Annotated in this window: 14 protein-coding genes; 5 read left to right on the top strand and 9 right to left on the bottom strand. The window is 58.0% G+C overall.

All coding sequences use genetic code 11. The annotated features are described in order from the left end of the window. Positions 1 to 18 precede the first annotated feature (18 nt). Entirely contained in the window at positions 19 to 909 is an 891-nt protein-coding gene (locus tag HK44_RS20620) for a pseudouridine synthase (protein ID WP_024265101.1), read from the top strand. A 124-nt stretch (positions 910 to 1,033) separates the two neighbouring features. Here the strand turns inward: HK44_RS20620 and HK44_RS20625 are convergent, their stop codons facing one another. Both HK44_RS20625 and mobA read right to left on the bottom strand, forming a co-directional pair. After that, a complete protein-coding gene (locus HK44_RS20625; RefSeq protein ID WP_019692891.1) occupies positions 1,034 to 1,255 on the bottom strand; it encodes a YgdI/YgdR family lipoprotein in 222 nt (73 codons plus the stop codon). Between the two features lie 77 nt (positions 1,256 to 1,332). Continuing rightward, entirely contained in the window at positions 1,333 to 1,935 is a 603-nt protein-coding gene (gene mobA / locus HK44_RS20630) for a molybdenum cofactor guanylyltransferase MobA (RefSeq protein WP_019692890.1), read from the bottom strand. 81 nt (positions 1,936 to 2,016) lie between these two features. Between mobA and moaB the strand changes: the two genes are divergently transcribed. Next, positions 2,017 to 2,556 (top strand): molybdenum cofactor biosynthesis protein B, encoded by a 540-nt coding sequence (gene moaB / locus HK44_RS20635; protein ID WP_019692889.1) that lies wholly within the window; start codon positions 2,017 to 2,019, stop codon positions 2,554 to 2,556. A gap of 22 nt (positions 2,557 to 2,578) precedes the next feature. Beyond that, positions 2,579 to 3,766, top strand: a complete 1,188-nt coding sequence (locus HK44_RS20640; RefSeq protein WP_024265102.1) for a molybdopterin molybdotransferase MoeA — start codon at positions 2,579 to 2,581, stop codon at positions 3,764 to 3,766. Between the two features lie 75 nt (positions 3,767 to 3,841). On the opposite strand, the gene HK44_RS29890 is transcribed toward HK44_RS20640, so the two are convergent. From HK44_RS29890 to HK44_RS20660, 4 genes are all read right to left on the bottom strand, one after another. Then, positions 3,842 to 4,150 carry a hypothetical protein gene (locus tag HK44_RS29890; RefSeq protein ID WP_242031582.1) on the bottom strand — a complete coding sequence of 103 codons (309 nt, stop codon included), beginning with the start codon at positions 4,148 to 4,150 and terminating at the stop codon, positions 3,842 to 3,844. A gap of 214 nt (positions 4,151 to 4,364) precedes the next feature. Beyond that, positions 4,365 to 5,024, bottom strand: coding sequence for a response regulator (locus tag HK44_RS20650; RefSeq protein WP_019692886.1), 660 nt, complete (start codon positions 5,022 to 5,024; stop codon positions 4,365 to 4,367). Continuing rightward, the gene (locus HK44_RS20655) at positions 5,021 to 5,914 is read right to left on the bottom strand and encodes a sensor histidine kinase (RefSeq protein ID WP_019692885.1); all 894 of its coding nucleotides are present in this window, start codon (positions 5,912 to 5,914) and stop codon (positions 5,021 to 5,023) included. The genes HK44_RS20650 and HK44_RS20655 overlap by 4 nt, the downstream gene beginning before the upstream one ends. Positions 5,915 to 6,434: 520 nt before the next feature. Then, the gene (locus HK44_RS20660) at positions 6,435 to 6,905 is read right to left on the bottom strand and encodes a hypothetical protein (protein ID WP_019692884.1); all 471 of its coding nucleotides are present in this window, start codon (positions 6,903 to 6,905) and stop codon (positions 6,435 to 6,437) included. Between the two features lie 569 nt (positions 6,906 to 7,474). On the opposite strand from HK44_RS20660, the gene HK44_RS20665 reads away from it, so the two are divergent. Further along, a complete protein-coding gene (locus HK44_RS20665; RefSeq protein ID WP_019692883.1) occupies positions 7,475 to 8,410 on the top strand; it encodes a chemotaxis protein CheV in 936 nt (311 codons plus the stop codon). Between the two features lie 101 nt (positions 8,411 to 8,511). Then, positions 8,512 to 9,318, top strand: coding sequence for an MOSC domain-containing protein (locus HK44_RS20670; protein ID WP_031319610.1), 807 nt, complete (start codon positions 8,512 to 8,514; stop codon positions 9,316 to 9,318). 67 nt (positions 9,319 to 9,385) lie between these two features. Here the strand turns inward: HK44_RS20670 and HK44_RS20675 are convergent, their stop codons facing one another. The 3 genes from HK44_RS20675 to HK44_RS20685 all read right to left on the bottom strand — a co-directional run bounded on the left by HK44_RS20675 (position 9,386) and on the right by HK44_RS20685 (position 12,323). After that, entirely contained in the window at positions 9,386 to 9,670 is a 285-nt protein-coding gene (locus tag HK44_RS20675; RefSeq protein ID WP_007940055.1) for a pyrimidine/purine nucleoside phosphorylase, read from the bottom strand. 78 nt (positions 9,671 to 9,748) lie between these two features. Next, positions 9,749 to 10,291, bottom strand: a complete 543-nt coding sequence (locus tag HK44_RS20680; protein WP_019692881.1) for an exonuclease domain-containing protein — start codon at positions 10,289 to 10,291, stop codon at positions 9,749 to 9,751. Positions 10,292 to 10,361: 70 nt separating this feature from the next. Next, complete coding sequence (locus HK44_RS20685) at positions 10,362 to 12,323, bottom strand: acetyl/propionyl/methylcrotonyl-CoA carboxylase subunit alpha (protein WP_019692880.1); 1,962 nt, start codon at positions 12,321 to 12,323, stop codon at positions 10,362 to 10,364. Positions 12,324 to 12,379: the final 56 nt, after the last annotated feature.

Consider the following 12,379-nt stretch of genomic DNA (forward strand, 5'->3'; position numbering starts at 1 on the left):
AAGGGCCAGAGCTTTCGTATGTCCACCTCATCTTTTTCCGCCGCACAGAACCAGGCCAGCACGCTGTACCTGCCGCCTGGCGCCTGGTTGACCGTTCTCGATTGTCTGTGCGAGCACTTCAGCGCCATTGGTCGCGAACAATGGCTGGACAGGATTGCCCGCGGCCGTGTCCTGAATGGCCAAGGTCATGCGATTACCGTTGATCTTCCTTACAAGGAAGGGCTGCGGATTCACTATTTCCGGGAAGTCCCTGACGAAAAGACAATCCCGGTGCTCGAGACGATTCTGTATGCCGACGAGCATCTGGTGGTCGCGGACAAACCACACTTTTTGCCGGTTACCCCAGCAGGCGAATATGTCGAGCAGACGCTGCTGCGGCGTTTGATCCGTCGCCTGGATAACCCGCACCTGGTCCCGTTGCACCGCATCGACCGACATACGGCAGGGCTTGTGCTGTTTTCGGCCAACCCCCAGAGTCGTTCGGCGTATCAGTCGTTATTTCCGACTCGACAGATCGAAAAGTGCTACGAGGCAATCGCTCGCGCCTTGCCTGAGTTGTCGTTTCCACGGGTGCACAAAAGTCGCTTGATTGATGGTGAGCCCTTCTTTCGGATGCAAGAAGGTCCGGGTGCGAGCAATACCGAGACAGCAATTGAAATCGTAGAAAAAAATACCGATCTCTGGCGTTATGCGTTGTATCCGGTGACCGGCAAAAAGCACCAGTTAAGGGTCCACATGACGGCGTTGGGGGCGAGTATCTGTAATGACCCGTTTTATCCCGACGCATTGAAAGACGTTGAAGATGATTACGCCAATCCATTGAAGTTGCTGGCCAAAGGGCTGCGTTTTATTGATCCGGTGACGGGGCTGGAGCGAAGTTTTGAAAGCAAGATCACCCTGCAGTGGTGATTCTGGAACTCAAGCGCGGAGCTCAGTAAGTAGTAACCTGCGCTGAGCAGGAATTTCTTTTGCCACACACGATAAAGCCCGCACACTGGCGGGCTTTATATGTACCTGGCTGTTGCCGTGAGGCTTACAGGTCTTTAACGGTACGAATCTGATCTTTGTTGATGCGGGTTTGCTTGCCATCCAGTTGCTCGAATTCGTAAAAGCCCGACTTGGAATCGAATTGGGGGGTGTCGACCGACTGGATCTCGCGACCGTCATTCAAGGTGATCACCGCGGGCGATGAGCAACCGGCGAGGGTAGCGAGGCCCAGTGCGAGCATGAGAGTGGCGAGGGTCCGATGAGTCATGAGATTTCTCCGAATATGAATTCTTTTGATTGCCGAAGTTCAGACGTATGCCTGGTATGCAAGTTCCTTGGTTGGCTTCATTCTGGCACGCTACCGTGCAGGCTTAACAGTTCCGGTGTATTCAGGTTGGCCAGGCGTCGATCGTTTTCGGGGCATTGCAGTGCGATGGCGCCCAGGTTGCGCATGATGCGTCCGGGGCTGCGCTCACCCTCGTTCCAGGCATTTTCAAACTCGCCTGCCAGCGCCACAGGGATAATGCACAGCAACGGCTCCCAATGCTCGCCCTGGCGTAGCATCAAGGGTTTGTCCGGCTGTTGGCAGGCGGCTTTTCGCATGGCCGTGAGCAGTTCGGCGTCAATGCGCGGCACGTCGCAGGGCAGTACCATCAGATGGGGATGTCGCGCGACTGCCAACCCGGCGCGAATGCCAGCCAATGGGCCCGGGAAGTCGCTATTGTCGTCATGCACCAACTGGTCGGCGTAAAGCGCGTATTTTTCCAGATTGCGGTTGCAGGAAATGATCAGGTCATCGCTCAAACGGCGAGTCTGGTGATGCAGGTGCGCAATCAAAGGCAGGCCTTGCCACACCAGCAGCCCCTTGTCCTGACCGCCCATGCGCTGGCCACGTCCTCCCGCCAGAAGCAGGATGGAGCAGGGCGGCAACTGGAAGTTCGAGGTCATGGCGCATCTCCATCGGTGCGGTGAAAAAATGAGGCGCTGTGATATAACACCGGGCTGTTTCTCCTACAACTGGACGAGCCTATGAAAGCCAAGGCTGATGTACCTTTCGCCCCGCTTAACATTGCGGTGCTGACTGTCAGTGATACCCGCACGCTGGAAACCGATACCTCGGGACAGGTCTTCGTTGACCGCCTCAGTGCCGCCGGTCATAACCTGGCCGCACGTATTCTGCTTAAAGATGACCTCTACAAAATTCGTGCGCAAGTCGCGACCTGGATCGCCGACGACGTCGTGCAAGTGGTGCTGATTACTGGCGGTACGGGTTTTACCGGTCGTGACAGCACACCGGAAGCTGTCAGTTGCCTGCTGGATAAGCAGGTCGACGGATTTGGTGAGTTGTTTCGGCAGATATCGGTTGCGGACATTGGTACCTCGACGGTGCAATCCCGTGCGTTGGCAGGGTTGGCCAATGGCACGCTGGTCTGCTGTTTGCCGGGTTCTACCAATGCGGTGCGAACCGGTTGGGACGGGATTCTCGCGGAGCAACTGGATTCGCGGCATCGTCCGTGCAACTTCGTCGCTCACTTGAAACAGGCGGCATCCTGTGAATCCCGTGGGTAAGCCGGGCAGGACCGGCAGCTTGATGCCCGTCGAAGTGGCACTGGCACGCTTGCTGGAAATGGCTGAGGCGTCGCCAATCCTTGAGCGCGAACGATTGCCGTTGGCTGCGACCCAGGGCCGTGTTCTTGCCGAGAACCTGCTATCGACCCTTGATCTGCCGCCGTGGCCCAACAGCGCCATGGACGGTTATGCCTTGCGCCTGGCCGACTGGACTGGCGAGCCACTGGTGGTCAGCCAGAAGATCTTTGCCGGGCAAGCCCCGGAGCCATTGGCCCCCGGTACATGTGCACGGATCTTCACCGGTGCCCCGGTGCCAGCGGGTGCAGACTGCGTTGAAATGCAGGAAAACGCCGAGGTCCAGATGGACCAAAGGGTAAGTTTTACCGAGCAGATGCGCGCAGGGCAAAACATTCGCCCGCAAGGTCAGGAAACCACGGTGGGGGAACAGGTATTGACCGCCGGTACGCGCCTGGGTCCCATTGAACAAGGTTTGGCAGCCTCACTGGGGTGTGCAGAACTTGAAGTCGTGCGCAAGGTACGGGTTGCGGTGCTGTCCACCGGGGACGAGTTGGTCGAGCCTGGGCAAGCCCTCGGCCCGGGTCAGATCTATAACAGCAATCGGGTATTGCTGTGCAGTTGGTTGCAGCGTTTAGGTTGCGAAGTGATCGATGCGGGGATTCTGCCGGACGATTTGCAGGCCACTCGCAATCGGCTCGCCGAACTGGGTGATGTCGACCTGATCCTTTCTACGGGCGGTGTATCGGTAGGAGAGGCGGATTTTCTGGGTATTGCCTTGCGCGAAGAGGGCGAACTGGCATTGTGGAAATTGGCCATCAAGCCAGGGAAACCACTGACATTCGGGCATTTTCGAGGCGTACCGGTGATTGGGTTGCCCGGCAATCCGGCGTCGACACTGGTGACCTTCGCCTTGTTGGCACGCCCTTATCTGTTACGCCGTCAAGGCGTGAGAGAGGTTCGGCCTTTGCAGTTTCAGGTTCCGGCAGGATTTGTCTGGTCCAAGGCCGGCAACCGCCGGGAATACCTGCGCGGTCGTCTGGAGCATGGGCGGGCAATTATCTACAAGAATCAGAGCTCGGGTGTTTTGCGCAGTGCCGCTTGGGCCGAAGGGCTGGTTGAAGTGCTGGAAGAGCGCACTTTGGTCGAGGGTGATTGGGTGAACTTCATCCCGCTGAGTGAAGTGCTGGGGTAGGTCTTTGCGCACTACAGCCTCACCAGCACCAGGCCCGGTATGGATCACGTCGGGCCTGGCGTTTCGTGGTGCAGGTTATGCGTTAAGTAGCGTCACGAGTTGATCGAAGCGGCTGTTGGCAATCCAGCCGAGCAGGCTGACGATCACCGCCGCAGCGCCTGCCGAGTAGGCAAGCCTGTGCTTGATGGATTTGACGTCGATTCGGACCTCTTCCATATCTCTGCGGATGTACTTGAGGTGGGTCTCCAGCTCTACAACGCGTGGTTCCATGTCGTTCCCTCCAGGTGTGTTGATGGTGCAATTGCATTCAGTCGGGTGAGCGGTGTGGCCGGTGTTTGGAGGCGCACCCCGGTTCGCTGGAAATCGGAAGTCATGGCTTTGCATTAAGTGCATGGCTCCCTGCCTGATAGATCCTGGTCATATTGCGTGCACATCCTTGTGTGTTTTTTGCTGTTGCCTGATAACTGCCGTCACAAGGTGTACCAATACCCAATGACCGTCAATTGGGCCTATTCATCATGACTTGTAAGAAAAAAGCCGGCATGTAGGACTCTTCTGAATGCCTGAGGGATCGGCGCTACAAGGCGTTGCATCTGGCCTAGTCGTCGAGATTGATAATTTGCTCGCGCACGGCAAACAGCACCAGGCCCGCGACATCGTAGATCTGCAAGCGCTTCATGATCTGAGAGCGGTGGGTTTCCACTGTTTTGATGCTCAGGCCCAAACCACTGGCAATCTCGCGAGTGGATTTGCCACGCACGATCAAGCGCAGAATCTCTAATTGACGAGCCGTCAGATTATGTGTGTCGACGGGTTCTGGATGGCTTTTCTGGGCACGGACCAGCGCCTGATTGATCACGGTGTGAGCGATGGCCGGGCTCAGGTAGCGTTCGTTGTTGCGCAAGGCTTCAAGCGCGTGTTCCAGTTCCGTGGCGGTGGTGTCCTTGAGCAGGTAGCCGTGAGCGCCTGACTCCAGGGCTTGCATGATCAGCGTCGGGTCGGTGTGCATCGACAGGATCAGCACTTTGCTTTGTGGGTGTACGGCCTTGAGTCTTTTCAGAGCCTCAAGCCCGCCGGTTTCCTTCATGGATATATCCAGCAGGATGATGTCGGGGCTTAGCCTCTCGACCATTTCAAGCAGTTGTGCACCGTCATTGGCTTCACCAATGACGGCGTAGCCAGGAATATCCAGAACCAGCGCACGCACGCCGGCTCTGATCAACGAGTGGTCATCCACCAAAAGCAAGTTACAAGTCAATGTTGAACCTTATTCGTACTGGCTCGTTCGAGCGCGCGGGGTGCCCAAGGGAAAAGTACTTCGATCTGCGTACCCTTGCCGGGCTCGCTGATGACGCTCAGGGTGCCGCCCAGTTGTTCGACCCGCTCCGACATACCGGCCATTCCGCGTTGCCCTTCACGGCCAGGATGGGTGGCTGGAGAAAAACCCAGTCCGTCATCGCTGATAAACAGCGCCAGTCCTTGGGGTAGACGTTGCAGGCGAATCAGCAGATTTTTGGCTTGGGCATGGCGCAGCATATTGGTGACGGCTTCTTGAGAAATCCGAAACGCCGCCACCGCCATTTCTTCTGGTATGCCGGTCAGGCGCTGGTGGCATTCAAGGCTCCAGTTCACGGCAGTATTGGCCAGCGTTTTGAGCAGATGTGCACGCAAACTGGCTTCAAGGCCAAGGCTGGTGAGTTGTCTTGGATTCAGAATGGCCGAGACATCGCGAACTTTGGTCAGGGTTTCTTCAAGCGTGTCGCAGAGCAGGGCGCAATGGCTTTGCAGTTCTTCGGGTTGACGTCGCTTGAGCCATTCACTTTGAAGCCTGGCCGCCGTCAGCAATTGGCCGATATCGTCGTGGAGTTCACGGCTGAGCCGATGGCGTTCGTTTTCCTGTACTTCCAATAAGCGGTCGGCCAGTTCCTGGGGCTGGAACCTGATCGATTTTCGCGAATGGCAATGCTGCCCCCAGACGCTGGTGGCTGCCGCGAGATTCAGTATCAGCAGTGCTACTGGAAATTGGCTGGACAGGCAGTAAACCAGCAGGCTGCCCACCGCCGAGCACAGGCACAGCAGCAGTGTGAACCGGCGAACGCTTTTTCGGGAGGGCGGCCAAGAGGCGACTGACTTGAGGCTGGCGTACATAGCGGATGGAGCCAATGAATGTTCGCTGCGGGCAGACCGGTCATGATGGCTGACGGGTCTGTGTGTGGATAACGCTGGTGATTGAACCGTGGGCTTCAAGTTAGCGCAGTCTGATTGTCAAAATCGAGTGTTGCACTGTCCGGGGGATAGGCTCCCGCCTGAAGTCAGAGTGCCATAACCTGGAGCCAACTAATTGGGCCGCATAATACCACTTAACATACCGTTGGTCGCGTTCGCTATATATGTCCAGGGGGGCAGGATTTTTATCGTTTCTGGACCTCTGTTGCACGTTAGCAGGCATGGGTTGGTGACTGAGCATCCAGCGTGACTCATTACGTTCCCAAGCAGTTAGCAGCACTCTGGGCGGGGTGTTCAGGAGGTCGGAAGTCGACAACTAATAGTTGGGTTACTAATTTTATTCTGTCGTTAAAAGATATGAGATGTTCAATTGCGACGCGACGGCGTTGTTGCTGGAAGTGCTGAAAATTATCAAACGATCCCGTGCATTATTTGATGCAACTCAGGCATGCCTTGCCGGAAGTGGGGCGCATGCAAATGGTTGGGTGGGTAATGCCAGGCGCGTCGGGGCGCGGCCAATTTCCATCGCGAAGGCTTCGATCAACGATATCTGTTCGGCGTCATCAAGGCTGAGTTGGCCGGTAGTCAGGTCGACGAGTTCAAGTTGCCAGGCCATCAATGTGAAGCACTCTTTCAGGGCACACAGTGCCTGGTCGTTCAGATCGATTCGATTGCGTGCACCGCTGAGCAATGCGTGAATGCACATCGAGAACTCGGATACCGCCCGCAGTGTCAATGCATCGGCCCGGTTGGCCAGGGTAAACAGTGCGTTCAGCATGCAGTCGATGGCGTCCTGATCATTGTTGATCAGTTGCAAGTGGCTAAGGCATTCCTCGGATTTGGCCAGCAGGGTTTCTGCCTCGATCAAGAATTCGGGCAGTCGCTGATTCCAGTGTTTACGATCGTTCAGCATGCTTTTCTCCACGACATCAAGTCAGGTGATGCAATCAGCCATATGGCGAACGGGCGTAAGGTACTGCCGGACCACGACCGGAATCTGTAGGGCAGTTCTGATTTTTTGCAGCTGACGATGAACGGTCTGCTTGCGTTCGACGCGAATGCCCCGATGGAGCGAGCCAGATTTACAGCGTAACGAGGTGCCGAACTCATTAGCCGTGAGGCATGAGCGGCGTAACCCGGCAGGCTGAAAAAAGAGCTCGGCAGCGGTACTTCGATCGCAAACAAAAGCCTGACTCCATTCTTGCGGTGAGAATGGCATCACATTAATGGCTATTGGATATCGCGAATATCAGGCTGGACCCGATTGCGGCTAGGGGATTCCCTTATGTGACGGAACTTGACACGCAAAGACGGGGCGCGCGCAGAAGAGTTGTGCAGTGGACGAAATAGCCGCTTCAGTAGAGCATGATGTTAATGTGGCATCAATTCCTATGCGTGGCATTTTGTTTGCGGGTCAAGATTGCGTGAGAACCGCCGATAACTTTCTTTAGTGAATTCATCAGAAAAGCCCAGGAGTCATCAATGGCCGGCATTCTCGACACAGTAGATCAACGCACACAGCTGGTAGGTGAGAATCGCCTGGAAATTCTCATGTTTCGCCTGGCCGGTCGGCAGTTGTTTGCGATTAACGTCTTCAAGGTGCAGGAAGTCCTGCAGTTGCCAAAGCTGACCTTGATGCCGCAGCGTCACCCGTTTGTCTGTGGAGTAGTCAATCTGCGTGGCCAGACGTTGCCGGTGATCGACCTGTCCCAGGCCATCGGCATGCGGCCGCTGGTGCCGGGGCCCAACAGCACCATCATCGTGACCGAGTACAACCGCTCGGTGCAGGCCTTCCTGGTCGGTGGCGTCGATCGCATCGTCAACATGAACTGGGAAGCCATTCTGCCGCCGCCAACCAGTGCCGGCCGCCAGCATTACCTGACGGCCATCAGCAAGGTCGATGACCAGTTGGTGGAGATCATCGACGTCGAAAAAGTACTCGCCGAGATCGTGCCCTACAACGCCAAGGTTTCGCGTGACAAGCTCGAAGACCCGGTGCTGGAGCGTGCTCGCGGTCGTGAAGTGCTGTTGGTGGACGATTCCAATGTCGCGTTGTCCCAGTTGCGCGACACCCTGGGTCAGCTCGGGGTGAAAATGCACATCGCCAGCGACGGCCTGAAGGCACTGAACATGCTCAAGGCCTGGGCCGATACCGGCGTGGTCATGACCGACAAACTGCTGATGATCTTCACCGACGCGGAAATGCCCGAGATGGACGGCTATCGTCTGACCACCGAGATTCGCAACGATCCACGCCTGCGCGGCCTTTACGTCGTCCTGCATACTTCGCTGTCCGGCAGCTTCAACGATTCGATGGTGAAGAAGGTCGGTTGTGACAACTTCCTCTCGAAATTCCAGCCAGACAAACTGGTCGACGTGGTGCGCCATCGCCTGATGCTCGACGCAGTCCCGGCCTGACGGAGCATCGCGGGCAGGCAGGGTGTCTGCCCGCGATGTGCTTCTTTGAATCGTCAGCCGGCTCGTATATCGTGGCGCTTTTGCCCACCAGGGAGCTGGCCATGTTGCGTCTGAGCGCGCTTTACCGTTATCCACTCAAGTCCGGCAAGGGCGAAGTCCTGCAACAGGCCAGCCTGGACAAACTGGGGCTGGAGGGGGATCGGCGCTGGATGCTGGTGGACGAGGCCAGCGGACGTTTCCTGACGCAACGTGCGGAATCGGGCATGAGCCAGTTGTCGGCGTTGTGGAATACCTCCGGTGGCCTGACGCTCAGTGCGCCCGGTCACTCGTCGATCGATATTGCCCTGCCTGCCAGCGATGCTGAACGGCGTGGCGTGACCATCTGGCGCGATACCTTGCGGGTTCCCGATGCGGGGGATGCAGCCGGTGCCTGGGTCAGTGAGTTCATCGGCAAGCCTACCCGGCTGGTGCAGGTTCCCGAGGCGCTGGCCCGTACCACTCAGGCCGGCTATGGCAAGGATGACGATAAAGTCGCCTTTGCCGACGGTTTTCCGCTGTTGTTGATTGGTCAGGCTTCGCTTGAGGACTTGTCGCAACGGGTCGGCCGTCCACTGGAGATGCTGCGTTTTCGACCGAATCTGGTGATTGAGGGCAGTGAGGCATTTGCCGAGGACGGCTGGAAGCGCATTCGCATTGGCGATGTCGAGTTTCGCGTGGTCAAGTCGTGTGCACGCTGCATCCTCACCACCATTGACCCGCAGACCGGTGAGCGCAGCGACGACCGCGAACCCCTGGCGACGCTGCAGAAATACCGTGCGCAAGAGGATGGCGCGATGTTTGGCCAGAACCTGGTCAACGACGGCAAGGGTCGGCTCGAAGTCGGCATGCCGGTAGAGATTCTCGAATGACGCTGTAATGCCGGAATGAAAAATGCCCGTGTCTTTCGACACGGGCATTTTTATCGCGGTGAAACGCTTAGCCGCGGTATTCGCACAGGTAAGCGGTGTCGACGGCGACTTTCAGCTGGAACTTGCTGTTGGCCGGTACGTTGAACTGGCTGCCGGCGGCGAAAGTTTCCCAATCGCTGCTGTCAGGCAGTTTGACGGTCAGGGCACCGGAAACCACGTGCATGATTTCACGCTGGCTGGTACCGAATTCGTATTCGCCCGGTGCCATGACGCCGATGGTGGCCGGACCTTCAGCAGTGCCGAAGGCAATCGACTTGACGGTGCCGTCGAAGTACTCGTTGACTTTAAACATGGGCGATTCCTCGAAATGGGCTAAAAAGGCCGGCCAGTATGCACAAGGCCTTTTCGCCCGTCACCTGTACTTCAAGGATCAGACCGGAAGAATCAGCGGTAACAAGCGTGCGGTATTACGTGCATCTTCCAGTGCCCGGTGCTGTTGACCGGTAAATTGCAGGCCCGCCAGTTGCAGAGCGCCGTTGAGCCCCAGCGGGCGCTCGAGTCGGCGGGCCTTGGCAAAGCGCTGCTTCAGATTCATATGGGGGACTCGGCTCAGGGCACTGTCGAGTTGCAGGCGTTGCCATTCCTGAAGCAGTTGTTTGCGGTCGTAATCGCCCCAACTGGCCCAGCCTTCGAGGCGCGTGTGATGCTGGCCGAGCCAACGCTCGAACAGCGGCCAAACCTCGGTCAGTGGCTGGGCAGCATCGATATTGGCTTGGGTGATGTGGGTCAGCTGACGACAGAAAGGGGTTAGCAGCGGTCGTCGCAAGGGGCGAACGAAGCGCTGGAAGTAGTCCAGTTCGCGGCCTTCGCGATTGACCAGGGTGGCGCCGATTTCGATGATTTCCATCTCGGTTACCGGCCAGCCACCGTCATCAGTTGTCGCTTCGAGATCAATTACCAGCCAATGAGGCATCGCAGGTTTCCTGGTTTCCGCGTCCTGATGAGGCAGAGCGTAGCCAAACGCGGTGGATCCGCCTAGCGGCTTATTCAACCTCCAGCAAAATCTGACGATTTTTTACCTGATCGCCGAGACTGACCTGCAACCGCTTGATCACACCGTCGATGCCGGCCTTGAGCGGATGTTCCATTTTCATTGCCTCCAGCACCAGCAACAGCTGCCCCTTGCTCACCGATGAGCCTTCACTGATCAGTACGTCGACGATCGCACCATCCATCGGGGCTTTCAACGTGCCGGTACGGGTGCCGACCTGGCCGCTGACGGGCGCCAGCGTCTGGTCTTGCAGCAGCAGGCTGCCGGGGCGAGTGAACAACCACAGTTGTCCGGCGGTCAGTTGCCAGGCGTAGCGGCGGCGAATGCCGTTGATTTCCAGGTTGGCCCAGCGTTCGTTGATATCGAGTAGTTTCAGTTGCAGCGTTTCTCCGGCCACTTGAATGCGCAATTGCCTGTCGGGCAGGACGCTCACTTCGGTTGACCAGCGATCGCCATTGAGGCCGATCTGTTGCAGCAGCGGCACGTTGGCGTTGTTGCGCCAACCAGCGAGTCGTGGTGGATGCGCACCCGCGGACTGCTGATAGAACAGCGCCGTGGCAATAGCCAGCTCTTCGGCCGTGGGCGCGTGCGGGTGAAGGCTTGGGTGATCGGCGAAGTGTTGCGCGATGAACCCGGTATTGAAGTCCCGGGCGATGAACTGCGGATGCTCCAGCAAACCGGCGAGCAGACGCTGATTGGTCTGCAAGCCCAGCAAGGCACTGTCCTGGACTGCGCGCAGTAACTTGCGTCGAGCCTCTTCGCGGGTGGCACCGTAGGCGATGATTTTGCCGAGCAATGGATCGTAAAACGGGCTGACCTGCTGATCTTCAAGCAGGCCGTGGTCGATGCGCACCCCGTCCGCGAGGGCCGGTTCCCAGCGCGTAATGCGCCCGGTCTGGGGCAGGAAACCCTGCGCCGGATCTTCGGCGTAAAGGCGCGCCTCCATGGCATGGCCCTTGAGTTCGACCTGTTCCTGGCGCAGCGCAAGTGACAACCCGGCTGCGACATCCAGTTGCCAGGCCACCAGGTCCAGGCCGGTAATCAACTCGGTCACCGGGTGCTCGACCTGCAAGCGGGTGTTCATCTCCAGAAAGTAAAACTGGCCCCGCGCATCGAGCAGGAACTCCACGGTGCCGGCGCCGACGTAATTCACCGCGCGTCCGGCCTTCAGCGCAGCGTCGCCCATGGCCTGGCGCAGTTCGGCGGTCATCACCGGGCACGGCGCTTCTTCGATGACTTTTTGATGGCGACGCTGGATCGAGCAGTCGCGCTCGCCGAGGTAGATCAGGTTGCCGTGCTGGTCGCCGAACAGCTGAATCTCGATATGGCGCGGTTCGATCAGCGCTTGTTCGAGAATCAACTCGTCGCTGCCGAACGCGTGCAGGGCTTCGGAGCGTGCGGTGCGGATCTGCTCAAGCAATTTATCCGCACTGTGCACCAGACGCATGCCGCGCCCACCGCCGCCGGCGCTGGCCTTGATCATCAGCGGATAGCCGATGCGTTCGGCTTCGCGGCTGAGGGTGGCGTCATCCTGCTCCGCCCCTTGGTAACCGTTGATGCACGGTACGCCAGCGGCGAGCATGGCGATTTTCGACAGGCGTTTACTGCCCATCAGTTCGATAGCCGCAGGGCTTGGACCGATAAAGGTAATGCCGGCCTGGGCACAGGCCGTGGCGAATTCTGCGTTTTCCGAAAGGAAGCCGTAGCCGGGATGGATCGCGTCCGCGCCGCTGCGCAATGCAGCGTCGATAATCGCTGCGCTGTTCAGGTAGGACTGCGCAACGGCAGCGGGGCCGATGTTGACCGCTTCATCGGCCATCTGCACGTGCAGGGCGTCGGCGTCGGCATCGCTGAACACCGCCACCGTGCGATACCCCAGCGCTTGAGCGGTGCGCTGGATGCGACAGGCGATTTCACCGCGGTTGGCGATGAGGATTTTGCGCAGGGTGGGCATGGGGTGATCCTTTGTGTTGTGCGGTGTTTTTGAGGGCCTCATCGCGAGCAAGCCTT

The organism is Pseudomonas fluorescens HK44 (genome assembly GCF_000217955.3).
Lineage (GTDB): Bacteria > Pseudomonadota > Gammaproteobacteria > Pseudomonadales > Pseudomonadaceae > Aquipseudomonas > Aquipseudomonas fluorescens_AQ.